The sequence below is a fragment of the Acinetobacter sp. V116_7 genome, assembly GCF_056735735.1.
On record NZ_JBWZIF010000028.1, the window covers coordinates 984,096 to 1,011,026 of the forward strand.

25 protein-coding genes are annotated in these 26,931 nt (G+C 40.9%); 6 read left to right on the top strand and 19 right to left on the bottom strand.

Going from position 1 to position 26,931, the window contains the following annotated elements; all coding sequences use genetic code 11:
• Positions 1 to 15: 15 nt before the first annotated feature.
• The 13 genes from AC1PJP_RS18590 to paaA all read right to left on the bottom strand — a co-directional run bounded on the left by AC1PJP_RS18590 (position 16) and on the right by paaA (position 11,384).
• Positions 16 to 399, bottom strand: a complete 384-nt coding sequence (locus tag AC1PJP_RS18590; RefSeq protein ID WP_479768085.1) for a PaaI family thioesterase — start codon at positions 397 to 399, stop codon at positions 16 to 18.
• Between the two features lie 77 nt (positions 400 to 476).
• Entirely contained in the window at positions 477 to 1,082 is a 606-nt protein-coding gene (locus tag AC1PJP_RS18595; protein ID WP_479768087.1) for a DapH/DapD/GlmU-related protein, read from the bottom strand.
• Positions 1,069 to 2,034, bottom strand: a complete 966-nt coding sequence (gene paaX, locus AC1PJP_RS18600) for a phenylacetic acid degradation operon negative regulatory protein PaaX (RefSeq protein ID WP_420939937.1) — start codon at positions 2,032 to 2,034, stop codon at positions 1,069 to 1,071. Before paaX ends, AC1PJP_RS18595 begins: the two co-directional genes overlap by 14 nt.
• A 53-nt stretch (positions 2,035 to 2,087) precedes the next feature.
• The gene (paaK, locus tag AC1PJP_RS18605) at positions 2,088 to 3,377 is read right to left on the bottom strand and encodes a phenylacetate--CoA ligase PaaK (protein WP_479768089.1); all 1,290 of its coding nucleotides are present in this window, start codon (positions 3,375 to 3,377) and stop codon (positions 2,088 to 2,090) included.
• A gap of 40 nt (positions 3,378 to 3,417) precedes the next feature.
• Positions 3,418 to 4,626, bottom strand: coding sequence for a 3-oxoadipyl-CoA thiolase (gene pcaF / locus AC1PJP_RS18610; RefSeq protein WP_479768091.1), 1,209 nt, complete (start codon positions 4,624 to 4,626; stop codon positions 3,418 to 3,420).
• Positions 4,627 to 4,638: 12 nt separating this feature from the next.
• Complete coding sequence (locus AC1PJP_RS18615; protein ID WP_479768093.1) at positions 4,639 to 6,177, bottom strand: 3-hydroxyacyl-CoA dehydrogenase; 1,539 nt, start codon at positions 6,175 to 6,177, stop codon at positions 4,639 to 4,641.
• A 2-nt stretch (positions 6,178 to 6,179) separates the two neighbouring features.
• Positions 6,180 to 6,971, bottom strand: a complete 792-nt coding sequence (gene paaG, locus AC1PJP_RS18620) for a 2-(1,2-epoxy-1,2-dihydrophenyl)acetyl-CoA isomerase PaaG (RefSeq protein ID WP_479768094.1) — start codon at positions 6,969 to 6,971, stop codon at positions 6,180 to 6,182.
• Entirely contained in the window at positions 6,971 to 7,744 is a 774-nt protein-coding gene (locus AC1PJP_RS18625; RefSeq protein WP_479768096.1) for an enoyl-CoA hydratase-related protein, read from the bottom strand. Before AC1PJP_RS18625 ends, paaG begins: the two co-directional genes overlap by 1 nt.
• A gap of 8 nt (positions 7,745 to 7,752) precedes the next feature.
• Positions 7,753 to 8,814 (bottom strand): 1,2-phenylacetyl-CoA epoxidase subunit PaaE, encoded by a 1,062-nt coding sequence (gene paaE / locus AC1PJP_RS18630; RefSeq protein ID WP_479768098.1) that lies wholly within the window; start codon positions 8,812 to 8,814, stop codon positions 7,753 to 7,755.
• A gap of 23 nt (positions 8,815 to 8,837) precedes the next feature.
• Positions 8,838 to 9,338, bottom strand: coding sequence for a 1,2-phenylacetyl-CoA epoxidase subunit PaaD (gene paaD / locus AC1PJP_RS18635; protein WP_013198407.1), 501 nt, complete (start codon positions 9,336 to 9,338; stop codon positions 8,838 to 8,840).
• A gap of 16 nt (positions 9,339 to 9,354) precedes the next feature.
• Positions 9,355 to 10,110 carry a 1,2-phenylacetyl-CoA epoxidase subunit PaaC gene (paaC, locus tag AC1PJP_RS18640; RefSeq protein ID WP_005303777.1) on the bottom strand — a complete coding sequence of 252 codons (756 nt, stop codon included), beginning with the start codon at positions 10,108 to 10,110 and terminating at the stop codon, positions 9,355 to 9,357.
• Between the two features lie 12 nt (positions 10,111 to 10,122).
• Positions 10,123 to 10,413: a 1,2-phenylacetyl-CoA epoxidase subunit PaaB gene (gene paaB / locus AC1PJP_RS18645; protein ID WP_000389648.1), complete on the bottom strand. Its 291-nt coding sequence runs from the start codon at positions 10,411 to 10,413 to the stop codon at positions 10,123 to 10,125.
• A gap of 32 nt (positions 10,414 to 10,445) precedes the next feature.
• Positions 10,446 to 11,384, bottom strand: a complete 939-nt coding sequence (gene paaA / locus AC1PJP_RS18650) for a 1,2-phenylacetyl-CoA epoxidase subunit PaaA (protein ID WP_004793398.1) — start codon at positions 11,382 to 11,384, stop codon at positions 10,446 to 10,448.
• Between the two features lie 266 nt (positions 11,385 to 11,650).
• Between paaA and paaZ the strand changes: the two genes are divergently transcribed.
• The 6 genes from paaZ to AC1PJP_RS18680 all read left to right on the top strand — a co-directional run bounded on the left by paaZ (position 11,651) and on the right by AC1PJP_RS18680 (position 19,723).
• Positions 11,651 to 13,753 (top strand): phenylacetic acid degradation bifunctional protein PaaZ, encoded by a 2,103-nt coding sequence (gene paaZ, locus AC1PJP_RS18655; protein ID WP_013198409.1) that lies wholly within the window; start codon positions 11,651 to 11,653, stop codon positions 13,751 to 13,753.
• A gap of 410 nt (positions 13,754 to 14,163) precedes the next feature.
• On the top strand, positions 14,164 to 16,803 hold the full coding sequence (gene mutS, locus AC1PJP_RS18660; RefSeq protein WP_479768102.1) for a DNA mismatch repair protein MutS: 2,640 nt from the start codon (positions 14,164 to 14,166) through the stop codon (positions 16,801 to 16,803).
• A gap of 61 nt (positions 16,804 to 16,864) precedes the next feature.
• Positions 16,865 to 17,395, top strand: coding sequence for a GNAT family N-acetyltransferase (locus tag AC1PJP_RS18665; protein WP_479768103.1), 531 nt, complete (start codon positions 16,865 to 16,867; stop codon positions 17,393 to 17,395).
• Positions 17,396 to 17,739: 344 nt separating this feature from the next.
• Entirely contained in the window at positions 17,740 to 18,063 is a 324-nt protein-coding gene (gene fdxA, locus AC1PJP_RS18670; RefSeq protein ID WP_003650851.1) for a ferredoxin FdxA, read from the top strand.
• A 130-nt stretch (positions 18,064 to 18,193) separates the two neighbouring features.
• The gene (locus AC1PJP_RS18675; protein WP_174746768.1) at positions 18,194 to 18,916 is read left to right on the top strand and encodes a D-Ala-D-Ala carboxypeptidase family metallohydrolase; all 723 of its coding nucleotides are present in this window, start codon (positions 18,194 to 18,196) and stop codon (positions 18,914 to 18,916) included.
• Positions 18,917 to 19,054: 138 nt separating this feature from the next.
• Complete coding sequence (locus AC1PJP_RS18680; protein ID WP_416661612.1) at positions 19,055 to 19,723, top strand: O-methyltransferase; 669 nt, start codon at positions 19,055 to 19,057, stop codon at positions 19,721 to 19,723.
• A gap of 116 nt (positions 19,724 to 19,839) precedes the next feature.
• Here the strand turns inward: AC1PJP_RS18680 and AC1PJP_RS18685 are convergent, their stop codons facing one another.
• The 6 genes from AC1PJP_RS18685 to AC1PJP_RS18710 form a co-directional block, all read right to left on the bottom strand.
• Positions 19,840 to 20,682: a universal stress protein gene (locus AC1PJP_RS18685; RefSeq protein WP_199944779.1), complete on the bottom strand. Its 843-nt coding sequence runs from the start codon at positions 20,680 to 20,682 to the stop codon at positions 19,840 to 19,842.
• 155 nt (positions 20,683 to 20,837) lie between these two features.
• A complete protein-coding gene (locus AC1PJP_RS18690) occupies positions 20,838 to 21,449 on the bottom strand; it encodes an acyltransferase (RefSeq protein WP_416717096.1) in 612 nt (203 codons plus the stop codon).
• Positions 21,442 to 22,041, bottom strand: a complete 600-nt coding sequence (locus tag AC1PJP_RS18695) for an IMPACT family protein (protein WP_004793414.1) — start codon at positions 22,039 to 22,041, stop codon at positions 21,442 to 21,444. Before AC1PJP_RS18695 ends, AC1PJP_RS18690 begins: the two co-directional genes overlap by 8 nt.
• A 92-nt stretch (positions 22,042 to 22,133) precedes the next feature.
• Positions 22,134 to 23,330, bottom strand: coding sequence for a beta-barrel domain-containing protein (locus AC1PJP_RS18700; RefSeq protein ID WP_013198415.1), 1,197 nt, complete (start codon positions 23,328 to 23,330; stop codon positions 22,134 to 22,136).
• The gene (locus tag AC1PJP_RS18705; protein WP_013198416.1) at positions 23,327 to 25,465 is read right to left on the bottom strand and encodes a type I secretion system permease/ATPase; all 2,139 of its coding nucleotides are present in this window, start codon (positions 25,463 to 25,465) and stop codon (positions 23,327 to 23,329) included. Before AC1PJP_RS18705 ends, AC1PJP_RS18700 begins: the two co-directional genes overlap by 4 nt.
• Positions 25,462 to 26,928, bottom strand: a complete 1,467-nt coding sequence (locus tag AC1PJP_RS18710; protein ID WP_192833678.1) for a TolC family outer membrane protein — start codon at positions 26,926 to 26,928, stop codon at positions 25,462 to 25,464. Before AC1PJP_RS18710 ends, AC1PJP_RS18705 begins: the two co-directional genes overlap by 4 nt.
• Positions 26,929 to 26,931 lie beyond the last annotated feature (3 nt).

The following is a 26,931-nucleotide window of genomic DNA, read 5'->3' on the forward strand; positions in this document are numbered from 1 at the left end:
TAGATCTAACGCATATCACGGCGCAAGCCTGTAACACGTAGATGTAAACAAAGCGACTCTATTATTCAAACCGTCTGTTATCAACACTTCATAATGCGCGAACTTTTTACTACTGCCGACCTTGGTTGCCGTTGCAAATAACAACCTATCTTTCGCACCGCTCATATAGCGAATATCAGCCTGTAGGCCTGTATATGGCGCATCCCCTGCATTACAAGCCATCGCAAAAGCAATATCGGCTAAAGAAAATATGACTCCACCATGTACGCCGCCCAAGGCATTCATGTGTTCATCTTTCACATTAAGCTTGCAACGCGCTTCATCAAAACTGCGATGCAGCACTTGAACACCCAATAATTCTGCAAATTGATCAACCGCAGTATTTTCCATTTTTTGCACAAACGTCTCCCTACTCGTGCGAGTATTCCTTAAGTGTTATAAATCTATGTCTATTGAAATCGACTGATTAAAAGCCGTTAAACGCTATCTTGTTTAATCTGATAGTTTGAAGAATTAAAGTCCTTATAGGTCAGGCGGTCATCTGACTCTGAACTTAAAGGCTGAACTTCTTGCATTGTGTTTAAGCAGCGCTGTGCAAGCTCAATGTATTCTTGCGTGCCTCTGGTTTTCCATTTTTTTTCTTGTTCTGATAAATCACGTGCAACCTTAGCAGGACTTCCGATTGCCAATACATTTGCCGGAATAATATCTTTGGTTTTGACCAAGCTATTTGCGCCAATAATAGTGTTTTCACCAATTTCGGCATAGTCCAAAATTACGCTGTTCATGCCGACCAAAACATTTTTTCCAATACGGCAGCCATGCAAAATTGCCCCATGCCCAATGTGCCCCATTTCCTCAACTAGAGTCACGCTTTGCGGAAAACCATGTACGGTGCAGCTATCTTGTATATTGGCATTTTGCTTAATATGGATACGTCCAAAATCGGCACGTAATGAAGCAAATGGCCCTACATATACGCCCGCTTCAATAATCACATCACCAATTAAAACAGCAGTTGGATGTACAAAAGCCTCTGGGCTAACGACGGGAATAACACCGTCAATACTATAACAAGGCATGATTTAACCTCTCATTTGCCGCCACCAAACCTCCGAAACGGCGCCAATAATGTGCTGTGGCATTTGGCATTGGTCCTTCTGCTGTTGCGGCAACAGACAAGAAGTATTCATCCGCAGGTTCAAATACTTTTTTATAAATATTCATTGATAAAGTTCGTGCACTAATCGCGGGCCAGTCAGTTGGCAATAACTCAAGCGGTAATGCAGGGTCTTTCAATAAAATCCGTCGATAGTAATGAATCAGCAAAGTTCGAATTTGAAAGGCCTGAACCGGTTCGAGTTGTTCGTTTTCTTGCATGAGCAACACGCCAATTTCTCTAAAAATATCGAGAAACTGTAGATATCTTTGGCGTAATTCATCGATGGGCCAGTTGGTTCTGAGCATACGACCAATGGTATCGACCGAATTATTAAAGAGCTGCAATGTTTCGGCTTTAAACACCACCACTTGCTCACTCATATTTAAGTCAACCAACAAGCGTTGCAGTTCAATACGGTTACAACCCGGATAAGCCATTAAGTTTGTCGAAATATTGGCAAATCCTAACCATTCGAGTTCTTTCTTTAACAACGCTTTATTTTCAGTATCGAGACTAGACATCAGAATAAGATCCCAATAATGGTCCCACTCTTTCATCTGGTCGTTATAAATGCGTTGCTCGGCCTGCAAATAAGTCGAACGGCTCGAATCGGTAATTCGATAAAAACTGGTTCTGCCGATTTTGTCTGAACATAACCAATCATTTTTAACTAAACGAAAAACAGAGGTTCTTACAGCACGGTCATTAAAACCAAATAGCTCTAATAACTGAATCAGGCTTGCAAGACTAATGTTTCCACCCCGATGAAGTACTGAATCTCCAAAAATTGTCGAAATAAGCGAAGTTCCACTTAAGGTTTCATTCTTTACAACAGAATCAATTATTTGCTGTATTTTTGCACTCATACTCATGTCTTGGCGTTTAGTTTCAGGGTATAGATTCTATACCCTGAATGATCTTGATGTTAAGCAATCTGACGCATATCGATTACCCGCTTTGCCTTACCTTCCGAACGAGGTAAGGTCGCTTCAGTAACAACTTCTACAGTAACGCTAATCCCAATCATGGTTTTAATGCGTTTCATCAACTCCTGAGCAAGTTGATTGGCCTGTATATTACAGTTATGACACATCTCTGTGCGAATATGCAAAGTATCCATATGTCCTTTTTTAGTCACCAAAATTTCATAATTTGGAACTAAATGTGGAACTTGCAAAATTTGCTCTTCAATTTGGGTCGGGAAAACATTCACACCGCGAATAATCAGCATGTCGTCACTACGGCCAACAATTTTATCCATTTTACGCATTGCCAGATTTTCACCCGGTAGTAAACGGGTCAAATCACGGGTACGGTAACGGATAATCGGTAAGCCTTCTTTGGTAATAGTCGTAAAGACTAGCTCACCAAGTTCACCATCTTTACAAACTTCACCCGTTTCAGGGTTAATAATTTCAGGGTAGAAATGATCTTCCCAAATCGTTAATCCCTCGCCCTCACCTAAGCACTGCATTGCAACGCCCGGCCCCATTACTTCAGACAAACCATAAATATCGAGTGCTTTAATATTTAGGCGTTCCTCAATTTCACGGCGCAGTTCGTTGGTCCACGGCTCGGCACCAAAAATACCGACTTTTAAAGACGTATTACGTGCCGTACCAAATTGTTGCTCGAGCTTTTCAATAATGCTCACACAATACGATGGCGTAACCATAATTGCAGTCGGTTTAAAGTCTTGAATAAGCTGAACTTGCTTTTCAGTTTGACCGCCAGACATTGGAATAACCGTTGCACCTAAGCGCTCAGCGCCATAATGTGCACCTAGACCACCTGTAAATAGTCCATAGCCATAAGCAACCTGAACCATATCTTTCGCGGTTAAACCTGCCATGCGTAAGCAACGCGCAACAATGTCTGACCAAGTGTTGATATCTTTTTGGGTATAGCCCACTACTGTCGGTTTACCCGTTGTGCCCGATGATGCATGTAAACGCACAATTTGCTCTTGCGGTACGGCAAACATCCCAAACGGATAGTTGTCTCTTAAATCCTGTTTGGTGGTAAATGGAAACTTCGCCAAATCATCTAAAGTCACGAAGTCATCAGGATGTATACCTGCTTCATCGAACTTTTTCTTATAGACCGGACTATTTTCATATACAAAAGTCAGGGTTTGTTTTAACCGTTTAGTTTGCAGCTCTCTAAGCTCTGCAAGTGTTAATTGTTCAACATTATCCGTTGTAAGGCTGTCCATCGCCTATCTCCTCATTATGTAATTTTTAAAACCGTCTAAATTAATTTAAGTTTTCCAAAATCAGTGCGACGCCTTGTCCAACACCTACACACATCGTGCAAAGTGCATAGCGTCCACCGCGTTTTTTTAGCTCACGTGTTGCTGTAATTACTAAGCGAGTACCACTCATACCGAGCGGATGTCCTAACGCAATCGCACCACCATTTGGGTTCACGCGTTGATCGTCATCTTTTAGGCCAAGTTCACGCATACAAGCCAAAGATTGGGCTGCGAATGCTTCATTCAGCTCAATCACATCCATCTGATCTAGCGTTAAACCTGTTTGCTTTAAAATTTTCTGCACAGCCGGAACAGGACCTATACCCATATATTTGGGTTCAACACCTGCACTTGCAATGCCAATCACGCGTGCTAAAGGTTTTAAACCATGTGTATCTGCAAATTCACCGTTGGTAATTAACACACATGCGGCGCCATCATTTACACCAGAGGCATTTCCGGCAGTCACCGAACCACCTTCTTTCTTAAACGGCGCTTTTAGCTTCGCAAGTGCTTCAAGTGTCGTTTCACGCGGATGTTCATCGCGGTTCACCACAACCACGTTTTTCTTACGATCTACAATCTCGACAGGCAAAATCTCGTCGGTAAAAAAACCGTTTTGCTGTGCAGCAGCCGTTTTTTGTTGGCTAAGCAATGCAAACGCATCTTGGTCTTCACGACTAATCTGGTATTTTTCAGCTACATTTTCGGCAGTTTCAGGCATGCTGTCTGTGCCGTATTGCGCTTTGAGTTGCTTATTTACAAAGCGCCAGCCAATGGTGGTGTCATAAATTTCAGGTGTACGGCTAAAAGCTTCAGTTGGTTTAGCTTGTACAAAGGGTGCACGGCTCATTGACTCAACACCACCTGCCAACACAAACTGCGCTTCACCTGCTTTAATTGAGCGTGCCGCAAGGCCTACTGCATCTAGACCTGAAGCACATAAACGATTGATGGTCATCGCTGGTACTGTGTCAGGTAAGCCCGCCAAGAGTGTCGCCATACGTGCAACGTTACGGTTGTCTTCACCTGCTTGGTTAGCACATCCTAAAAACACTTCGTCTACCGTATTCCACGGCAAGTTCGGGTGTTGATCTTTTAAATATTTGATGGGCAATGCAGCTAAATCATCTGCACGTACTGCACTTAAGGCACCTGCATATCGTCCAATTGGGGTACGAATAAAATCGCAAATTAAAACGTCTTCCATGTTGACTCCTGATTATGCAAATTCGGTCATATCGCGTGAATATTGGGTAGCAATGTTTTGAGTTTTTGCTACATATTGTTTGAGGTAGATACTCGCGCGATATTTTTCCTCTCCATACAGTGCATATAAGTTATTTAAAGTTTGGAGCACATAAGCACCGCCCATTTGTGTCAACCACTGGTAAGGACCCTTAGGATAATTCACTCCATATTTCATGGCATTATCAATATCTTCCAGACTCGCAACACCATGTAAACTTGCTTCACAGGCTTCATTAATGAGTAAAGCGATGGTGCGTAAGGTTAACAGTGCCGGATGGTCTTTAATCCACATCACGCTAATACCAAACTGTGCAAAGTAAGCTTCAACTTTAGCGAGATCACTTTCTTCACAAAGCTCGTTATGACTGAGTACTAAAGCCTCTGCGTGCTCAAAATCATGATGCCAATCCATTAAAACCACTTTACGGCTTAAGTAATGAATATTGGCAGACTCACCTTGGCTTAAACGTAAGTCGATATCATCAATTTGAAGGATGTTGTCGTCACTTGCAGATCCGCTTTTTAAACCCAACCGTGTTAAAAAAGCAGGTAGCTGAGACCAAGTCCCTTTGAGCTGAATATGGGCATCGACTGGTTTGGTAGTCACAGCTTTAGGCTGAAATGTCTCGTACTGATTTTTTTCGTTATAGCTATAAAAGCCTTGTTTTGACTTACGGCCCCAAGCACCCGCATCGACCAATTCTTTTTGAATCAGGCTTGGGCGGTAGCGTGGCTCGTAAAAAAATTCTTGATAAACGCTTTGGGTCACTGAAAAGTTAACATCTTGCCCAATGAGGTCGGTAAGTTCACACGGCCCCATCGCAAAACCGCCACACTGCTTTAAGGCATAATCTAGCTGGTCGTAGCTGGTGACTTGTTCTTGCAGTGCTCTAAAGCCTTCTGCATAAAACGGACGTGCAATTCGGTTAACAATAAAACCAGGAGTCGACTTGGTGAGTACTGGAATTTTTTTCCAGCCGAGCATTAAGGTTTTTAAAGCCAAACATAAGCTGTTTGGGGTTTTTAAGCCTTGCACAATTTCAACCAGTTTCATGACTGGCGCAGGATTAAAAAAGTGTAAACCTACTACGCGCTCAGGGTGAGCAATGCCAGCCGAAATTGCAGTCACTGAAATTGAAGATGTATTGCTTGCAAAAATGGTTTGCTCACTACAAATTTCAGCAAGTTGCTTAAATAAAGACTGTTTAACTTCTTTTTTCTCAACGACCGCTTCAATGACTAAGTCAGCATCACGCAGCGCTTCAATTTGATTCACCACAGTTAAACGCGCTAAAGCTTCATCCGCTTGCTGTTGTGTGAGCTTGCTCTTTTCAACCAGCTTTTTAAAAGTCTGCTCTAAGCCGTGAACGGCTTGTTGCGCTTTTTGAGCGTCCAGATCATATAAAACGGTCGAGTGCCCATTGACGATGGCTAACTGGGCAATGCCGATGCCCATAGTGCCAGAACCAATAACGGCAATTCGGGCACGAGATAAGTCTAAATCTGTCATGCTTAGCGCCCTTTAAAATTTGGTTCACGTTTATTCATAAAGGCTTGTACACCTTCACGATAATCTTCGGAACGACCCGCAATACGTTGTAAGTCACGCTCTAACAGCATTTGCTCATCAAAGGTGTTATTACTTGATTGATGAATGGCTTTTTTAATGAGAGATAGACCAAATGTAGGCTGTTTCGCTAAACGCTCTGCGAGTTCAGTCACTTTTGTTTTAAGCTCAGCGTCTTCAACTACATCCCAAATCATGCCCCATTCTTTTACGGTTTCTGCTGGGAGCTTGTCACCTAACAAGGTCAAACCCATCGCACGCGCATGGCCTACAGCACGTGGTAAAAACCATGTACCCGCAGAATCTGGAACCAAACCTAAACGGCAAAAGGCTTGTACGAAGTTTGCCGATTTTGCTGCAATCACTAAATCACATGCCAGTGCAATATTTGCCCCTGCACCTGCTGCTACACCATTTACGGCGCAAATCACAGGCTTCGGCATATTTACAATCGTCTTAATGAGCGGGTTATAGTAAGTTTCAATGGAATATCCTAAATCTGGAGCTTCAGCATTTGGGTCAACTACACGATCACCTAAATCTTGCCCTGCACAGAAGCCACGGCCTTCGCCACTAATCACCACACAGCGAACATCCGGATTTTTGGTCCACTGGTTTAAAACCTCAGCCACTTCACGGTGCATATCAACGTTAAAGCTATTCAGTGCTTTTGGGCGGTTAAATGTCAGGTAGCCAACACCATTTTTTTCTTCAGCAATAATATTTTGATAGTCCATCACTCACCTCTAAACACTGGCTTTCTTTTCTCAAAGAAAGCATTAATCCCTTCGTTTCGATCTTTTGTAGCCGCCAGCCAGACAAAGTTTTGACGTTCAAACTTGAGTCCCTGACTTAAAGTCGTTTCATGAATACTTTTAATTGATTGTTTAATCACGCGAATCGCTAAAGGCGCTTGTTTGGCAATTTTGGCTGCAAGTTGAACCGCATATTCAACGGTTAATTCAGTCGGAACCACTTGACTGCAAATGCCATGTTGCTCTGCCTGTTTTGCCGAAATCATCTCACCTGTCATGGCCCAGCGCATGGTGAGTTGTTGTCCAACCAAGCGAGCCAAACGCTGTGTTCCGCCTGCACCCGGCAACATACCCAAGGTAATTTCAGGTAAAGCAAAACGGGCATTTTCACCGCAAATTACCATATCTGAATGTAAAACCAGCTCAAACCCAGCGCCTAAGGCATAGCCTTTGACTGCGGTAATCAGTGGCTTACTAAATGCATCAATTTTTTGCCAAAGCTTCGGGCGAATATCGAGTTGCAAAGTCACGGCGTCCATTGCAGCTAATTCGCTAAGATCTGCTCCAGCCGCAAAACATTGTGAGTTACCCGTTAAAACCACCGCTTTGACTTGAGCATTGTGTTCAGCTTCTTCGAGCAACTCGCATAAACACTGCAATGTTGCATTGTTTAAAGCATTTCTTTTTTCTGGACGGTTTAGGGTTAATAACAAAACACCGTCAGCAGCTGTGCTGGCTTTGATTAACTCTTGCATAACAGCCTCTATTCATCAAAACTCAAACGAACATTTGAGCCTTTTGGTAAGGTCTGACAGCTCAGCACATAGCCCTTTTCAACTTCATCTTCTTCAAGACTATAGTTAAGGAACATGTCGACTTCACCAGAAAGTACCTTACAACGACAGGTCGCACACACCCCACCTTTACATGCATACGGTAAGTCAGCACCTGCACGTAAAGCCGCATCAAGAATACTTTCGTCGTCCTGAGCCACAGAAACAATCAGCTCACGACCATCTAAAATGATGTTTACTTTTTCTTCTTTACGATTTGCATCAGCTTCAGCGCTACGTTTACGAGCCTGCCCTGTATGGAAACGTTCGGTGTGGATTTTTTCTTTTGCAATACCATAGTTTGGCAAAGTGCTCTCTACGGCATTCATCATTTCGTCTGGACCACAAGCAAACACATGGTCAAAACTCGTTTCAAGCACATCAAAATCAAAAAGTTGTTTTAGCTTTTCTTCATCAATACGACCATTCATCAGTTCACTGTCATTGAACTCACGAGAAAAAATATTGATGAGCTGAAAACGTTCTTTAAACTGATCTTTCAAATCCATAATTTGCTCGGCAAACATGGTTTGTTTCCATGAGCGATTGCCATAGAGCAATGTAAATTTAGCTTCAGGTTGTTCAAACAACACTTGCTTAACAATCGATAAAATTGGGGTAATACCACTGCCCGCAGCAACACCTAAATAGTTTTGTCCACCCATCTTGGCTGCTTTTTGAAAAAACACACCTTGTGGTGGCATCACTTCAAGCACATCACCCACTTTTAAATGGTCATTTGCCCAGTTTGAAAATTGACCCTGATCAATTTTTTTAACCGCAATGCTGATGTCTTCTTTTGCTGCATAGCTACAAATTGAATAACAACGGCGGATTTCACCCGCTTCGGTTAAATGGCGAATGGTTAAATGTTGCCCCGGTTGAAATTGAAATTGTTCTTGTTGTTCAGGTACAACGTCAAATGCAATACAAATTGCCTGATCGGTTTGAGGCGTAATACTTTTTACTTTTAATGGTACAAATTGGCTCATGGCTGATTTCCTTATCTAAAGACTTAAATACATTTGAAGTAATCAAAAGGCTCAAGACAGTCCTGACATTTATAAAGTGCTTTACAGGCGGTAGAACTAAACTCTGTTAACAGTCGGGTGTGTTTACTTTTGCAACGTGGGCACTCGACACCATCTTTTAAGTGAACGTGAGTCCCACATTGATGCGCCAACCCTTCTGGTGGTGCAATGCCATAAACTTGCAGTTTCTTTTTACCCGCTTCAGACATCCAGTCCGTGGTCCATGCTTCTGACAAATCGACCATGACTTTGACTGGTGTCAAAGCTTCTGCGGTAAAGGCTTCAGCAATTTGTGCTTTCAACATATCTGTTGCTGGACAACCGCTATATGTCGGAGTTAAACGAACAATAATTTCTTGTTGGTCGTTAATCTCTACACCACGAATCATGCCTAAATCCACAACAGATAAAACCGGAATTTCAGGGTCACTTACCGTTTGTAGAACATCCCAACATTGGTCGATGCAATGACGAATCATTTGCATGGCTCACCTCCTTGTCTTACCAGGTCATGCCTGGATAAGTTCTTTGAATACTTTGCATTTCAGCCAACAAATAACCTAAATGCTCGGTATGCAATCCTTGTTTTGCACCGCGGCGATAAGCACCGTTCACAGCAACATTTAATTCAAAACGTTTAAGTTCATCTGCAATGGTTTGGTTCCATTGTTCTTTTTCATTTGAAAAATCTGGAATCACACCTTCTGCAACTAGTGCTTGTTCGTCTGCATTAAGTTCAAATAACTCAGCAGTAAAGCGCCATAAATTATTTAATCCATCTTGTACACGTTGATGTGCTTCATCTGTGCTTAAACTTAAACGTTCCATCCAGCTTGTTGAAAAACGGATGTGATACTTCACTTCTTTTAAAGATTTGACAGCAAGCGCACTAACTTCTGGAAGCGAACTCTGGGTTAAAGCCGTAAATAAATGAAGATGGTAATGGTCCATCAACCACTGACGTACAATCGTTTGTGCAAAATCGCCATTCGGTTGTTCGCATAACAATAGGTTTAAAAACTCACGTTCTGTACGGAAATATGCAAGCTGATCTTCATCACGTTTAGCTTCATCATATTGACCAGCCAAAGTCAGAAAGTTTCTTGCCTGACCTAATAAGTCCAAACCGATGTTTGCTAAGGCAATATCAACTTCAAGCTCAGGTGCATGCCCACACCACTCAGCCAAACGCTGAGACAAAACCAGTTGGCTGTCGCCAATATGTAATAAGAATTTAGATAAAACTGAATGATTCATGTGTCATCTCCCTTACATGTGCTCAATGCCATCTGGGATATGGTAGAAAGTCGGATGACGATAAACCTTGTCTAAAGAAGGATCGAAAAATTCAGCTTTTTCATCTGGCTGTGATGACTTAATCAGTTCAGAACGAACCACCCAAATGCTGATTCCTTCATTGCGGCGTGTGTAAACATCACGAGCATGTTGCAGTGCAATCTCATCATCAGGTGCTCTTAAGCTGCCTACATGACGGTGGCTTAAGCCTTGTTTACTACGTACAAATACTTCGTAGAGCGACCAGTTGTTTTTATCTTCCATTTTGATTTCCTCAAATTTTTCCATAAATCTTGTTAAGCCACTTTGTTCGCTTCAAGCTGTTGTTTTTTAGCGTAGACCACGGCTGCATCACGAACCCATTTGCCGTTTTCCCATGCCTTACGGCGTGCTTCGATACGCTCGTGATTACATGGTCCACGTCCGGCAATCACTTCATTAAATTCGTGCCAGTCGATCTCGCCAAACTCATAGTGGCCTGTTTCTTCATTCAGTTTTAAATCTGGGTCTGGAACTTCCAAACCTAGCTGTAAAATTTGCGGCACCGTGTTATCAACAAACTTTTGACGTAATTCATCGTTACTAAAGCGTTTGATTTTCCATGCCATGCTTTGTGCGCTGTTTGGAGAGTGCTCATCACTTGGACCAAACATCATGAGTGCTGGCCACCAGTAGCGATTTACCGCATCTTGTGCCATCTGTTTTTGTTCTGGTGTACCACCTGCTAAAGCCATCATGGCTTCAAAACCTTGGCGTTGGTGGAAACTTTCTTCTTTACAAATACGTACCATTGCACGTGCATATGGTCCGTAAGACGTACGGCAAAGCGCAACTTGGTTCACAATGGCTGCCCCATCGACAAGCCAACCAATTGCAGCGACATCTGCCCAAGTCAAAGTTGGATAGTTAAAAATTGATGAGTATTTCATTTTCCCATCAATTAATTTTTCCATCATGTCATCACGGTCAGCACCTAAAGTTTCTGCGGCGCTATACAAATACAAACCATGACCTGCTTCATCTTGTACTTTCGCGAGCAAAACCGCTTTACGTTTTAAAGTCGGCGCACGAGTAATCCAGTTTCCTTCAGGCAACATACCTACAATTTCAGAATGGCCATGTTGCCCAATTTGACGAATCAATGTTTTGCGGTAGGCATCGGGCATTTGATCCTTAGCCTCGATCGTAATTTCATTGGCAATATTTTGTTCAAATTTCTGGTAGTTGTTTTCCATTCTTTCATTCCCTGTAGGCATCACCCTTAAATCTATTTTTCGATACACTAAAAACAAAGTCAATCACTTTTTTAGTATCAAATTAAATTACCAACAGTAAAACACATCAAATTATTGAAATTATTAAATTTAAGCCAATTGTAAAAAACCTTTTTACTTTTACAAATCAAAATAAAGTTGACTTTTAGACAAATTAATCTGAAATTATGAATCATATTTTTTCAATTTTTATAATTGACGTATCACATAAAAAAAGGAGTTTGGTCATGCTTGAACAAGCACACCTAGAAGGAACCTCAACTGACACAGATTTTCAGCAGTCTGGGCATCAACTGCCTCATCTTGCTTCTTCTGTCTATGGAACATGGCATTCGACCAGTGAAGAACTGCGCCCTGTTTACCATGCCATTACAGGTGAATCGATTTATGCCGTAAGTAGTCATGGCATTGATATGAAACGTGTTGTTCAATATGCCAAACAAAATGGTTCAGAACTGGCTAACTGGACATTCCACCAACGTGCTAATGCGTTAAAACAAATTGCCCAACATTTGCTTGAGCGTAAAGAAGAGTTCTACAAACTTGCTTATGCCACAGGCGCAACTCGTAAAGATGCATGGATTGATATTGAAGGTGGCATCCAGACGTTATTTGCTTATTCAAGTCTGGTTCGCCGTGAACTCAATGACGAAAAAATTATTACTGAAGATAGCTGGATTCAATTATCTAAAAATGGAACTTTTGGTGCTAAACACATTTTAAGTCCTAAAGCAGGTGTTGCCGTTCACATCAACGCATTTAACTTCCCAATTTGGGGAATGCTTGAAAAGATTGCACCGACGCTACTTGCAGGTGTGCCATGTATTGTGAAACCTGCAACAGATGGTTCTCAATTAACTCAAGCGGTTGTAAAAGCCATTGAAGAAGCCCATGTATTACCAAAAGGCTCGCTACAACTTATTTGCGGTCAGACTTATGACTTGTTCGACCACTTAGGTCCACAAGACTGTGTTACGTTTACAGGTTCTGCTTACACAGGTCAAAAACTGCGTAACCACCCTCACCTCAATAAATATTCGATTCCATTTAGCATGGAAGCCGACTCGGTAAACAGCGCAATTTTAAGCCCTGAGGCAAATGAAGAAACAGTCGATTTATTTGTGCGTGAAGTTTTCCGTGAAATGACCACAAAAGCAGGCCAAAAATGTACTGCGATTCGTCGTGCATTTGTTCCTGAAAACTTGTTAGCGACTGTGCAAGAAAAGCTAACTGCCAAACTTGCTAAAGTTGTGGTAGGTGACCCTCAAAAAGAAGAAACCACCATGGGTGCTTTAGCTAGCATTAAACAAAAACATGATGTTGCAGAAAAAGTTGCCGAACTCAGCAAAGATGCAAAAATTGTTTTTGGTGGCAACGATAGCTTTACATTTAATGCAGATCATCCTGAAAAAGGCGCTTTTTTCGCTCCAACTTTATTGCTATGTGAGCAACCTTTACAAGCAACACATGTGCATACCACAGAAGCTTTCGGTCCGGTATGTACCCTCATGCCATACAACAACATTGAAGAACTAGCTGACCTTGTTTCACGTGGCGAAGGTAGCTTAGTGGCTTCAGTCGTTAAAAATAACGATGAGAATATTGAACAGATTATTCAAAAAATTGCACCTTGGCATGGCCGTGTCCATGTACTCGATGCAGAATCGGCAAAAGAAAGTACAGGACATGGTTCACCACTTCCGCATTTAGTACACGGCGGACCTGGTCGTGCAGGTGGCGGTGAAGAGTTAGGTGGTATTCGCGCTGTTAAACATTATATGCAGCGTACTGCAATTCAAGGTTCTCCAAATAGCTTGACGCAAATTACTCACTCGTGGACTGCTGGTTCAAAAGTTAATGAAGACCGTGTACATCCATTTAAAAAGTCGTTTGATGAGTTAGTGATTGGTGAACGTTTATTGACGGCTCGTCGCACCGTAAGCGAAGCAGATATTGTCAACTTTGCTGGTTTAAGCGGTGACTATTTCTATGCGCATACCGACAAAATTGCAGCTGCCGAGTCTTTCTTTGGTGAGCGTGTTGCACATGGATATTTCATTGTGTCTGCCGCAGCAGGTCTATTTGTAGATGCAGCACAAGGCCCTGTGATTGCCAATTATGGTATGGACAACTTACGCTTTGTTGAACCGGTTAAAATTGGTGATTCAATTCAGGTTGAACTCACCTGTAAGCAAAAAACACCTAAACCACAAAAAGACCCGTCTCAGCCTGCTCATGGCGTTGTAGTGTGGGATATTAAAGTCAAAAACCAACGTGGTGAACTTGTCGCAACCTACGACATTTTAACTTTAGTTGCTCGTGATTTATAAATAGAACTCAAACTGATGGATATTCAATGTATCCATCAGTTTTTTATCTTAAATAGGCGTTGAACTCCCCCACAAGAAATAATGATCAAAAAATAAGTATAGCTAGCGCTACTGTTGTTTCTTTTATACTAAAAAACTTCAAAATTTGTACTATTAAAAACGGTCTTATTAGGAAATACAGGAATCCTTTTTGCCAATCAGTCTCAATTTGTTAAGATGGCAACCGTGAAAAATTAAGTTAAGTTCTCACACACTGTTAACTCAATATTGACATTAAAAAAGGTACACTACAAAGGTATACTTTTTTCTTAGATTAAGTCAGATTTACACAGAAGTTGTTAGAATTGGTTCGATAACCAAACTTTCAAAGTTAACTTATTTATTATTGATTTTTTAAGGGTTTATTACGCATGAATAGCGCTGAAATCATGGCTGATCTCTCCACCCACACTCCAATGATGCAGCAATATCTCAAGGTTAAAAAAGACTATCAACATGCGTTGCTGTTTTATCGTATGGGCGACTTTTATGAACTATTCTTTGAAGATGCCCATTTAGCAGCTAAACTTTTAGGTATTACCTTAACCCATCGTGGTAAAGCAAACGGCAACCCGATTCCAATGGCAGGCGTTCCTTATCATTCGGCAGAAGGTTATCTTGCACGTCTTGTCAAAGCTGGGCGAACTGTAGCCATTTGCGAGCAAGTGGGAGAAGTAACAGGTAAAGGTCCAGTTGATCGTAAAGTTGTTCGTATTCTGACCCCTGGTACTTTAACTGATGATGCATTACTCAGCAGTTATCAATCGTCTAATCTCGTTTCATTATGCATTCATCAAAACCAGATTGGTTTCGCGTTACTCGACTTAAGTGCAGGCATTTTTAAAGTTCAACAACAAGATTACAAGCCTGAACAACTTCCAATTGAACTTGCGCGTTTAATGCCAAGTGAAATCTTGATTGATGAAGACTTGGTCGACACAAATATTATTGAGCAAATTAAAAAACACTTAGAATGCCCTGTTACCAAACGTCCAAATGTAGACTTCAATCTAAATAACGCACAAAAAACTTTATGTGACCAATTTACGGTATCAACGCTTTCAGGTTTTGGTTTAGACCCATTACCTTTAGCTAAAGCTGCTGCCGCTGCACTCATTCACTATGCAAAAGAAACACAAAAAACTGCATTACCACATATCCGTTCAATTCAGCTTGAGCAAAGTACAGACTTTATTGCGCTTGACCCAATCACGCGCCGTAACCTAGAAATTATCGAACCGCTATTTGAACATGGCACCTCATTATTCCAACTGGTAAATGACTGCCAAACTGCAATGGGTGGTCGTTTATTAAGCCGCACACTCATGCAACCTGTTCGTGATACGGCTTTACTCGATGCTCGTTTAGATGCAATTGAGCAACTCATTCAAGGCTACCATGAAAGTCCTGTTCGTTTAGTGCTTAAAGAAATTGGCGATATTGAGCGTGTGCTTAGCCGTGTAGCATTGGGCAGTGCGCGACCACGCGATTTAGTACAGCTTCGTCATGCATGTGCACAAATTCCAGCTTTGAGAACGGCGTTAACTCCAGTCATTCAAGCGAAAAAATCCAAGTTATTAGTTCAGCTTGATCAAGAACTTGGAGATTTTAAAGCGCTTCATCAGCACTTGATGGCAGCAATTGTTGAAAATCCGCCAGTATTACTTCGTGATGGCAATGTAATTGCAGAAGGATATGATGCCGACCTTGATGAATTACGCCAAATTCGCGATCATGCAGGTCAGTTCCTGATTGATTTAGAAGTCAAAGAACGCGAGCGCACAGGAATTAACACCCTTAAAATTGGCTATAACCGTGTAAGTGGTTACTACATCGAATTGACTCGTGCTCAAGCAGAACAAGCCCCTGCTGACTATATTCGTCGCCAGACTTTAAAAAATGCTGAGCGCTACATTACGCCAGAGCTAAAAAGTTTTGAAGATAAAGTCCTGTCGAGTGAGTCGCGCGCATTAGCACGTGAAAAAGCTTTATTCGAAGCTTTGCTTGAAAACCTTCGTGAAAATATTGCTCACTTACAAATGATGAGTTCAGCAATTGCTCAAATTGATGTGGTGGCAAACTTTGCGCATCAAGCACGTCTAAACAATTGGGCACGTCCTGAATTTACCCCAGAAACGGGCATTAAAATTCAGGCGGGTCGTCACCCTGTGGTTGAGGCATTAAATAAAGCACCATTTACCCCAAATGATACTTTCCTTGATGCTCAGCACCGCATGGCAATTATTACCGGTCCAAACATGGGTGGTAAATCAACCTTTATGCGTCAAACCGCATTAATTAGTTTACTTGCTTATTGCGGTAGCTATGTTCCTGCTAAAGCAGCCAAGCTTGGTCCAATTGACCGAATTTTCACTCGTATTGGTTCAGCCGATGATTTATCTACAGGCAAGTCAACCTTTATGGTTGAGATGACAGAAACTTCGCAAATTCTACACCATGCCACCAATCAATCGCTGGTTTTAATGGATGAAGTTGGCCGCGGAACCAGTACCTATGACGGCTTATCTTTAGCATGGGCATGCGTGGTTGATTTAACAAAACGCGTAAAATGTTTATGTTTATTTGCCACACATTATTTCGAGTTAACTGAACTGGGTAGTGAAGCAGGAATTGATAACTATCATGTGACTGCACAAGAGCTTAACGGCAACCTGATTTTATTGCATAAGGTTCAGCAAGGTCCTGCAAGTCAAAGCCATGGTTTACAGGTTGCAAAATTAGCGGGTATTCCTGCCAATGTTATTAAAGAAGCACAAAAGCGTTTACGTATTTTGGAAAAACAGCAGCAGCAACATCTACAAACCAGTTTCCAAAATGATTTGTTTGCTCCACCAGATGCGAACTCTGGTTCACAAATTATAGAAAAAGTTGTCGAGATCGAAGTTTCATCCCCTGCTCTAGACTTACTTAAGCAAATTGAAGTCGATAACTTATCGCCTCGTCAGGCGCTTGAACAACTCTATGAGCTGAAAGCTGCACTCAAATCTTAATAAAACACCTCTGAATAAGCAGGCTTAGGTCTGCTTATTCACCTCGGAGAATAATATTTATATGATCTTAAGATCTTTGCAATATTCAGAAATCGATCTTATTTGGCAGCAAATTAGCCGCCGTGAATTAATTACTCAAAACTACATACAAAAACAGCAACATCTAGACTTAGTTGATTGTTTTTTTGATGTACAACATTGGGACTTATATCATCTAGAAAATGACCCACCTAAACTGAAACAGCTCTATGAACAAGGTTCAATATTTATCGGCGCATTTGATGCTTCTGAAAAACTCGTTGGTGTAAGTGTAGTCTCAAATCAATTTATAGCGGATTACCCTCACGCGAAATTACTCCACTATTTCTATGTCGATGCAAACCAGCAAGGTCAAGGCATTGGTGCTAAGCTTATGCAAGCCGCAAAAGAGTCCGCCAAGCAGCTCGGTGCAAAACAACTGTATATTTCAGCAACCCCAAGTCGGCGCACTGTAGACTTCTATATGAAGCATGGTGCAGAACCTCTAAGTGCTCCAGATCAACAACTTTGGCAGCTCGAACCTGAAGATATTCATTTACTGTGTAACGTTTAGCTCTAAATATTTAAAGATTTTCAGCCCCAAAAGCTGAAAATCAGAATTTGTAAAAGAAAAAATGAAAAGTTAAGGTATTTATTAAAATAGATGCCTTGACTTAAATGACATCTAAACAATTAAATAAAATAATTTTTAAGTTATTGTTTTATAAAATATATTATTATTTTAATTTTATAGACAAGCAGTTCACAAGACTGAAAGATTTGTTTGATTATCAACGTATTAACTTATCTTCATATGCATGAATAAAGAATATCAATAAAAGCAATTGTTTGTTTACCCCTTTTTTGCCTAAAATAAGCTATTCGAAATGAAACCATATTTTTTAGGTAGCTGTCGCCATGACCTTTGTTGTCACTGAAAATTGTATTAAATGTAAATACCAAGATTGCGTAGAAGTTTGTCCTGTTGACTGTTTCTACGAAGGTCCGAATTTCCTAGTGATTAATCCGGATGAATGTATTGACTGTGCATTATGTGAACCAGAGTGCCCGGCAAATGCAATTTTCTCTGAAGATGAGTTACCAGAAGGTCAGGAAGTGTTTATTGAATTAAATGCTGATCTTTCTCAAAAATGGCCTAACATTACGCAAATTGGTGATCAACCAGCTGACCGTGAAGAATGGAACGGCAAACCTGATAAATTACAATATCTTGAAAAGTAATTTCAAAAAAGATCAGCAACCGCTGATCTTTTTTATACCCTATTCAAACATTTCATTGCAAATTCCTCGTAATTTGTGCACTGTTTTGCATTAAAATAGCCGCAATATTTATAAGTGCTTAATTTTTCTTATGCGGAAGTTTTTGCAGAGTCTGGTGCCCTTATGCATAATCCCAGCGGTTATGGTAGGTTGTGTCAGCTCTCCCCAACACACAACAACAGGCAAAACCTCTCCAAGTGGTAAACGAATCTTTATTCCACAAGAGCGCGTTATTATCGAGCGCCCGATCCCCCCTAAAGTTGAGCCTGCGTCTTATCGAGGCTGGTTAAGTTCTGGTGAAAATTACCAACGTGTTCGTGAATACGAAAATTTCTTAACCCGAAACAACGTCGCAGGCATTGTGCCAAGTTTTGAGTTATTACGCTCAGCGCGTGATTGGCAAAAATGTGGCCGCTCAGAATATGCCGTGCCTAATCGCGAACTTTGGGGCAACTCTTTATCAACCCTACGCGTATTTAAATATTTAGTTGCAGCAAAAGTTTTAACTGACTTTGAAGTAACCTCAGTTTACCGTGACTTACCTTTAAATGAATGCGCTGGTGGCGCAAGCTCATCTAAACATTTATTTAACTCGGCAATCGATTTCCGTATTGGGCCTGAGTTCCCACAAGCTCAAGATTATGCATTTATCGAAAATACCAAGTTTAAACTTTGTCAGTTCTGGGCTCAGCATGGTCAAAGCTTAAATATGGGTATTGGCTTATATAGCTCTGGGCAAATTCATATTGATACTCAAGGCTATCGTACTTGGGGACCGGACCTCACCCGAAACAGTTCGATGTGTAATTTCTAATTCAAAAAACTCCTTTCAACTGAAAGGAGTTTTTTATTGTTCATTTCTCAATCAACCAAAATTTCTTGAAACGAAGATTTTTGCACTCTATGCATAAACGTTTAAAATAGCCCGATCAACATATAGGTAAATTTGATTATGCAGCAGATGTGGACAGACATTGACCAATATATCGATTCACATTTAATTCCTGAAGACCCGCGACTCGAATATGCATTAAAGAATACCGATGAACACGGCTTTTCAAATCATCTTGCAGTGGCACCTAACCAAGGAATGTTCTTGCAGATGCTTATTCAAATGAATAAATGCAAACGAGTTTTAGAAATCGGAACCTTTGCTGCATACAGTACTATCTGGTTAGGTCGTGCTTTACCTGAAGATGGTTATTTACTCACAATTGAAGGCCGTGATACTCATGCAGAAATGGCTCAAAAAAATATTGACCATGCTAACCTTCCGGTAAAAGTCGATCTTAAAGCTGGCCGCGCCGCTGATATTCTGTCTGCAATTGATCCTCAATCTATCGAGCCTTTTGATTTTATTTTCATTGATGCAGATAAACAGGGTTATCCTGAATATTTAGAATTGAGCCTAAAATTCTCTAGATCAGGTACGATTATTGTGCTGGATAATGTAATTCGCGCAGGTGATATTTTAAATCCAGACAATAAAAAACCGAGTATTGAAGGCATCCGTGAAATGTTTAAAGCTCTCGAAAATCATCCACAAATATTGTCTTGTACAGCCTTACAAACAGTCGGCTCAAAGGGCCATGATGGCTTCGCAATTGCAATTGTGAAATAATGGTTAAAAAATCATCTTTTTTATTTTATTATTTATAATCAATAAATTACTTTTATTACTGTTGCTTTTCCATATAGTTATCCACAAGATTTGCGGATAACTATATGGAAATCTCATCATTTAGCCACAAGTAACGGTACAGTCGCGTTTCGGAATATAGTTGTCGCAATACTTCCTAAGAAGAATTGATGAATCTTGCTATGACTAAATGCCCCTAGCACAATAATTTGAATACCGTGTTCTTGTTGGTACTCTAAAATATTTTGTGCAACATCACCATAGCGATATACGGTCACAACATCAATGCCCGCTTGTTTCAGATAATGCTCAGGTTCATTTAATATTTCTGGATGATCACCTACATATACCAAATGACATTGCAGTGTTCGCAATAAATCACTTTGGGCAATACGGCGCATCATTTTTTGACAAGTTGGTGAATATTCATAAGCAAAGATAAAACGGGTTGGTACTTTAAAGTTTTCACCAATAGTCAAAACTGTACAGTTAGCACCACGAATAAAGTTCTCAACATTACTACCGATTGGTTTCTGTTTCTCGGCAGCCCGCTCCCCGACTCGACCTAAAATGACGATGTCATTTTCATGCAAAAGATTAAAACTTTGCTCTAAAAAATCACCTTTTTCTTGAATTTTTGAACTCGTAATTCCATGTTTTTCTTGAATAAGCTCAGAAATGTGACGGAGTAAATTATTGCTATAGTCTAAAGCGAGTTCACTTTGTTTTTGTTCCAGCTCAGCTAACTCTTTTAGCAGCATTGCATTGCTTTCAAAGCCAATTACCCCACTAATTTCACCAAGATGATAACTGGCTGGGTAATAATCTAGAATTTGTAATAATACAAGTTCCCGTCCGGTTGCTTTAGCAACCCATGCTGCTGCATCGGCAATAGCATTAATACACGGTGATGAGTCAATACACGCAATAACACGGTTCATGTTAGCCTCTCTTCTTCAGGTCTATTGCCTTGGAGATTATTCTTAAAACTTAGCTTTAACTTAACATAGATAAAAATTGGTATGTTAAGGTTTATGTATAAAAATCAACTTTTTTGTTTAAAGATCAAACATTTTATTACATTCTTAAGACTGCATTATCCTCTTAAACGAATAAATTTTGCGGGATTTCCACCGACAATATGGTAAGGCTCAACATCTTTGGTCACCATACTATTCATCCCGACCACAGCATGTTTTCCTACTTTAATACCATCTTTAATACCCACATGTGCCCCCAACCAAACGTCCTGCTCAACTTCAATTCCTTTAGAAGTGACAGGCTGTTGGTAAAGTGGACGGTCTAACTGCATCCCATGATCAAATGCATATAAATGACAATATGCTGCAATCCGAACTTGGTCATGCAATTTTATGCCAGCTCGCCCACCATCTAAAATACAATGATGATTTATCGCGACCTCATTTCCAATTTCAAGGGGTCCATGCAAACTACAATCTGCTGCGATAAAGCAATTATCACCAATAATAATTTTACGTCCCGGCTCAGCAAAAATATGTGCTAACGGTGAAATAAAACAGTTTTCACCAATCTCAACGGTTTCCATGTCCATCAAATAAGCTTGGTATTCTTTTTGCCATTCTTCGGCCCAAGCACGATGTTTAGGTTTTAAAGTCCAATATAACCATGGCATATAGTTTAAGCGGTGCTTATGTTGCTCACGATATTTCAATAAGGAATCAGTCATCAGTTAATTCCTCTTCAATTTTTAACTCTTCACGACCACGCGTTACGTCTCTAAGTTTTAAAGCAAGCGGTTCAATTTGATGTATTTGTAGCCTTGCTTCGATATCTACACCCGTTGCAGTGTAGGTTTCCTGATATTCAATTTGTTGTTGAGTAAGCTCATATTGAAATATCGCCCACTCATTAAAGTGACAAGAAAAGTAAATCGTTTTCTTTGCAATGAGTTCAATACGCTCAGCCAAAAGCAAACATTGCCCAGCACAGCCTCCATATGCTCTAACAAGGCCACCTGTTCCAAGTTTTATTCCACCGTACCAACGGTTAACCATCACAATAATATTCGTCAGGTCATTCCCTTCAATGGTCGCCAAAATTGGGCGGCCTGCTGTTCCTGACGGTTCGCCGTCATCATTAAAGCGTACGTTATGGCCAATTTTCCAAGCCCAACATTGGTGAGTTGTAGAGATATCTTTATTGAGTTCTAAAAATTCTTTAACTTGCTGTTCATTTTCTACTGGCGCAGCGATAGCCTGAAATCTGCTTTTTTTAATTTCTTCTTCAAATGTAATCTGTGATGCAATCGTAAAAGCCATAAATTAAATAAAGCATAATAAAAATCAAATTATAACGTGAATTTAATAGAATCAAACCCATAAAAAAGCCCCGAATCTCGGGGCTTTTTTTATTATCTTTCTCGTAACGCTTCTTTCGCTTTATTAAACGGTTTAAGTAAGTAATCGAGTACTGTTTTTTCACCCGTACGAATATCTACTGTTGCCACCATACCCGGTGTAATACCAAAAGCCTTACCTTCTTTATTATAAAGCTTGTCGGAATCAGTGCGGATATAAACACGATAATAGAATTGGTCTTGTTTCACTTCATCACGAATTGTATCCGGTGAAATAACCGTAACCTTTCCTTTTAAACCACCATAAATTGAGTAGTCATAGGCAGTAATCTTAACCAGTGCTTCTTGTCCCGGACGAATAAATGCAATGTCACGCGGCAAAATACGCGCTTCAATAAGCAACTGCTCATCAATCGGTACAATGGTCATCAATTTACCGTTCTGTGGAATAACACCACCATGGGTTGTGACTGCAATTTCTTTTACAACACCACGAACCGGTGCTTTGAACACCGCACGATCTAAACTGTCACTACGACCCAGCACAATTTGTTGCTGCGTTTCACTATCCGTATTTGCTTTCGATAACTCTTCACGAGCCTTAACATAATACTGATTCTGCGCATCATTCATTTTGTTTCTAAGGTCATTTGCTTCACGACGTAAACGTAAAACTTCAACCTCACTTGCCGCACCTTTAGCAACCAAAGGCTCCGTCATTGCCAGTTCTTGTTGCACCAGTTGCAAAGCCTGTTTTAAACCTGAAAGTGTTTGCTCAAGATCAGCACGACGTGAGCGATAGAGCGCTGTTTCTTCTAGTACAAGTTTTGGTTCTTTCATCACAATTTCAGGAAAAACCAATGGCGTACCGTTTACTTCCGCACGCAAACGCGCTGCTGTCGCCTGAGCTGAAATGAGTAAAGATCTTGATTCACCCACATTAGATGCAAAACGGGTTGGATCTAGTTGCGCAAGAATTTCGCCTTTTTGAACAATGTCGCCTTCTTGTACATTGAGCTTGGTTAAAATACCGCCCTCTAAAGACTGAATCACCTGTTCTTTAGATGATGGAATCACTTTACCCGTACCGGTAGAAACTTCTTCAAGTTTAAATACCCATGCCCAGATAAAGAAAATAACTAAACCAATCCCCACAATCCAGATCACTAAGCTGGCACGTGGTAAAGGTGGCTCACTATAAGAGACATTCATTGAACGGGTGAGTTGTTGTTCTTGTTGTGGTTCGCTCATGAATTACCCCCTTGCACTTGTTTTTGTTGGGCTGTTGATTGATTAAGGACCTGATCTCTTGGACCATCCATCACGATTTTGCCATCGTTAACGACAATAATACGGTCCACCAGTTCTAAAACAGCTCGGCGGTGAGTCGCAACGACCAAAGTACGATGCGCCAGCCATCCTTTTAAATGATCAATCAGTTGTTTCTCTGCCACATCATCAATGGCTGCTGTTGGTTCGTCTAACAATAAAATGTTAGGTTGACGAATCAATAGACGAGCCAATAACAATGCTTGTTTCTGACCACCCGAGAAACCAACGCCACCCTCTAAAATCAGGTGATCCAATCCTTCTTTTTTCTCTTGAACAAAAGGTAATGCACCTGTCACCACTAAAGCCCGAAGAATTTCTTCATCGGTTGCAAGCGGAGCACCTAAAGTAAGGTTCTCACGAATCGTACCGTAAAAAAGATAAGCATTCTGGTTAAGTAAACCCATATCACGACGTACATCAGATGGGTCAATTAAAGACAGATCCAGACCATCTAAATGCACTGAACCTTGAGTTGGGACTTGCATGCCAGATAGAAGCTGAAGCAATGTCGATTTACCCGCACCATTACGCCCCAGAATTGCAATTTTTTCACCAGCGCGAATTTTTAAATGACGGATTGCCAAACTTGGTCTCGGGTCTTCTTCTCCATATTGGAACAAAGCATTTTTTAGTTCGTAATCGCCATTTAAAGCAGCTTTATGTACCAGATGTGAACGGTCAGCCTGATCAATCGGACGTTGCATAAGCTCATCTAAACTTTGTTTTGCAACTTTAGCCTGCTGTAAACGTCCTAGAACGCCAGTAATCTGTGCAATCGGACCTAACATACGTGAAGATAAAATTGAACAAGCCACTAACGCACCTGTCGTCATTTCACCATCCATTACGGCAAAACATCCCACTAAAACCACAATCGCATAGGTCAAACCTTGAAGCATTTGAGTCCATGCCATTAAGGTACCAACGATTTTACGTTGTCTCATACCAATGTCGGCTGAAACTTCATTCATGTGGTTCCACTGGTTCTGGAAGCGTGATTCAGCACGTAAAAGCTTGATGTCTTCAATACCTTGCACCGCTTCAACAAGAATGGCGTTACGAATTGAAGATTCTCTCATGCCTTCTTGTGCGAGTTGCGCTAGCTTCTTCTGTGCCAAAATACCCGGCAAAAGCATAAGTGGTACAACCAGCAACATCACCCAAAACAATTTCCCGCCAATAATCGCAAAAATGGTCAGGAACAAGAAAAAGAACGGGAAATCGGCAATTGCACTAATGGTGGTTGAAGTCACCAGTTCACGAACACCTTCAAGCTCACGAATCTGGGAAATAAAACTACCTGTAGACTTCGAACGGTCTTTATTTTTGATGCGTAAGGCATGACCAAATACACGGTCAGATACCCGTAAGTCAGCACGTTTACCAATAATATCGGATAAGTACACGCGTGATATGCGTAAGGTAAACTCAAAAAGCGCTGCAATGAGTACACCACCTGCCAGCACCCATAAAGTTGGAATAGACTGTGATGGAACAACGCGGTCATAGACTTGCATTGAGAAAATAATGGTTGCCAGTGCCAAAATATTGGCAATCAGTGAGGCAAACATAATATCAACGTAGCGCTTCCAGTCTCTGAGTACAATTGACCAGAACCAGCTTGCTTCATACGGTTTGATATATTCGTCAATACGCGCATCAGGAATAGAAGTTTCAGGACGCAGAATATAGACATTTTTAATTGTCGTTTTTAAGACGTCTAAGCTTAAATTTTGGGAAAGGCCGTGATCTCCACTCAACTGGATACTGACATTTCCTTGAGTATCAGCTTTATCAACAACACCAACCTGTCCGTCGTTAAACTCGACCATAACAGGCAGGCGCCACGGATTCAGCACCTCTAATGAAAAAGGTACTTTACGTAAATTTAGTCCAACCTGACGTGTAATGAGCTGTAAAACATCATCAAGGTTTTGATTCTGGTTCCAATCAAGTTGTAAACGGATTCTTTCTTCTGAAGGCTCAATTCGGTAATGTTTAGCAATCGTTAAGACCGCCTGTAACCAGGGCTGGTAGTTTATTTTTGTCATCATGGTTGTACTTCGAACCCCTGAATTGAAATATTATTTAAGTCATAAGCTTGGCGGGAACGTCCTGTTGCCGAAATGTACTGAACAATACTGTTATAGATATCGTAACGTGCCGTCTCGAGTTCTGAGTTAGCACTATGAATGGCTTGTTCTGCGTTCAGTAAATCAACCAATGAACGTGTACCAAGCTTGTACTGCTCTTGATAAAGTTCACGGGTACGAACTGTAGTGGCTTGGCGATTTGCTAAAACCAACATTTGACGTTGTTTATTTTCAATTTGTTCACGGCTGGTTCTAATTTGGTCGAGAACGTCCAGATAAACTGAATTGACTTTAGACTTTGCTGCTTCTTCGGCATAACTTGCCATTTTCACCTGAGAAGAAACGGCTCCACCTTGATAAAACTGACTGCTTGCTTCAAGCATGACTGAACTATATAGACCGTCATCTTTATCATTGTTTGGGTTTCTGCCATTGATGGCTTGACTCAAAGAACCTTTAACCGACAAAGTTGGATAACGTGTTAAACGAGTCTGTTCCTTTTGTGCTTTAGCGACTTCAACACTGGCTTGAGCCGCGATCATTTTTGGAATGGTATTAAACTCAGGTTCGCCATATAAATCAGATTGTTTCACCAAATCATCTGAAATAATCCAACCCGTGCGCGAGACATCTGCACCCAATAATGTTCTTAAATGTTGTTGGTACTGACGCAATAATGATTGCTGTGCAATCAAACCAGACTGGGCAGCTTGTAAATAAGACTGAGCTTGAATCGGGTCAGCCTGACTACTAATACCCGCATTTGCACGTAAATTAGCGATTTCCTGAATTCGCTGAATACCTGCAATTTGCTGCTCGGCAATTTTATTTAATTGAAGATAGCGCTGAATATTAATAATCGACTGTGCAACATCAAGTGCAATATCATCAATGCTGACCAGCACATTGGCCTGTTCAACTTGAACCTTTGCTTGCTCAACATCTACACCTGATTTAACTTTACCAAAATCATAGAGCATTTGAGTCGCATTTAAGGTCAATAATTGCCTACCACGCTCACCACTAGTCAAGTCACCTGTAGTGATACCACCTGAAAGCTGTGGATAATAACCAGCCTTAGCATAATCAATACCTGCGTTTTGGCCAGCTAAAGTAGAAATGGCTTGAGAAATATCAGGGTTACGCTGGATAGCGATTTTCACCGCTTCCTGCAAAGTCATTTTGCTTGATGGCAAACTTGAATAAGATCCAGCCGATCGATCATTGAGTTGAACAGTCGGAAACTCCTGAACTCTAGAACGATCTAACTTAAAATTACTCAGCTCTTGCATCTTGGCAACTTTAAATTCATCACTACTTTTTGGGGCAAAAAGCTGTGATAAGTTGTCTTTTAAGGTGTGATATTGCTCACTTGGTTTAGCAGCATATATCACCATAGGTACATGCAATGAAGTTAAAAGCATCAA

What these genes read in the sequence shown, in the direction of transcription:
- AC1PJP_RS18595 (WP_479768087.1), bottom strand. Translation starts at nt 1,082, where the DNA reads ATGCCTTGTTATAGTATTGACGGTGTTATTCCCGTCGTTAGCCCAGAG.
- paaX (WP_420939937.1), bottom strand. Translation starts at nt 2,034, where the DNA reads ATGAGTATGAGTGCAAAAATACAGCAAATAATTGATTCTGTTGTAAAG.
- paaK (WP_479768089.1), bottom strand. Translation starts at nt 3,377, where the DNA reads ATGGACAGCCTTACAACGGATAATGTTGAACAATTAACACTTGCAGAG.
- pcaF (WP_479768091.1), bottom strand. Translation starts at nt 4,626, where the DNA reads ATGGAAGACGTTTTAATTTGCGATTTTATTCGTACCCCAATTGGACGA.
- AC1PJP_RS18615 (WP_479768093.1), bottom strand. Translation starts at nt 6,177, where the DNA reads ATGACAGATTTAGACTTATCTCGTGCCCGAATTGCCGTTATTGGTTCT.
- paaG (WP_479768094.1), bottom strand. Translation starts at nt 6,971, where the DNA reads ATGGACTATCAAAATATTATTGCTGAAGAAAAAAATGGTGTTGGCTAC.
- AC1PJP_RS18625 (WP_479768096.1), bottom strand. Translation starts at nt 7,744, where the DNA reads ATGCAAGAGTTAATCAAAGCCAGCACAGCTGCTGACGGTGTTTTGTTA.
- paaE (WP_479768098.1), bottom strand. Translation starts at nt 8,814, where the DNA reads ATGAGCCAATTTGTACCATTAAAAGTAAAAAGTATTACGCCTCAAACC.
- paaD (WP_013198407.1), bottom strand. Translation starts at nt 9,338, where the DNA reads ATGCAAATGATTCGTCATTGCATCGACCAATGTTGGGATGTTCTACAA.
- paaC (WP_005303777.1), bottom strand. Translation starts at nt 10,110, where the DNA reads ATGAATCATTCAGTTTTATCTAAATTCTTATTACATATTGGCGACAGC.
- paaB (WP_000389648.1), bottom strand. Translation starts at nt 10,413, where the DNA reads ATGGAAGATAAAAACAACTGGTCGCTCTACGAAGTATTTGTACGTAGT.
- paaA (WP_004793398.1), bottom strand. Translation starts at nt 11,384, where the DNA reads ATGGAAAACAACTACCAGAAATTTGAACAAAATATTGCCAATGAAATT.
- paaZ (WP_013198409.1), top strand. Translation starts at nt 11,651, where the DNA reads ATGCTTGAACAAGCACACCTAGAAGGAACCTCAACTGACACAGATTTT.
- mutS (WP_479768102.1), top strand. Translation starts at nt 14,164, where the DNA reads ATGAATAGCGCTGAAATCATGGCTGATCTCTCCACCCACACTCCAATG.
- AC1PJP_RS18665 (WP_479768103.1), top strand. Translation starts at nt 16,865, where the DNA reads ATGATCTTAAGATCTTTGCAATATTCAGAAATCGATCTTATTTGGCAG.
- fdxA (WP_003650851.1), top strand. Translation starts at nt 17,740, where the DNA reads ATGACCTTTGTTGTCACTGAAAATTGTATTAAATGTAAATACCAAGAT.
- AC1PJP_RS18675 (WP_174746768.1), top strand. Translation starts at nt 18,194, where the DNA reads ATGCGGAAGTTTTTGCAGAGTCTGGTGCCCTTATGCATAATCCCAGCG.
- AC1PJP_RS18680 (WP_416661612.1), top strand. Translation starts at nt 19,055, where the DNA reads ATGCAGCAGATGTGGACAGACATTGACCAATATATCGATTCACATTTA.
- AC1PJP_RS18685 (WP_199944779.1), bottom strand. Translation starts at nt 20,682, where the DNA reads ATGAACCGTGTTATTGCGTGTATTGACTCATCACCGTGTATTAATGCT.
- AC1PJP_RS18690 (WP_416717096.1), bottom strand. Translation starts at nt 21,449, where the DNA reads ATGACTGATTCCTTATTGAAATATCGTGAGCAACATAAGCACCGCTTA.
- AC1PJP_RS18695 (WP_004793414.1), bottom strand. Translation starts at nt 22,041, where the DNA reads ATGGCTTTTACGATTGCATCACAGATTACATTTGAAGAAGAAATTAAA.
- AC1PJP_RS18700 (WP_013198415.1), bottom strand. Translation starts at nt 23,330, where the DNA reads ATGAGCGAACCACAACAAGAACAACAACTCACCCGTTCAATGAATGTC.
- AC1PJP_RS18705 (WP_013198416.1), bottom strand. Translation starts at nt 25,465, where the DNA reads ATGATGACAAAAATAAACTACCAGCCCTGGTTACAGGCGGTCTTAACG.
- AC1PJP_RS18710 (WP_192833678.1), bottom strand. Translation starts at nt 26,928, where the DNA reads ATGCTTTTAACTTCATTGCATGTACCTATGGTGATATATGCTGCTAAA.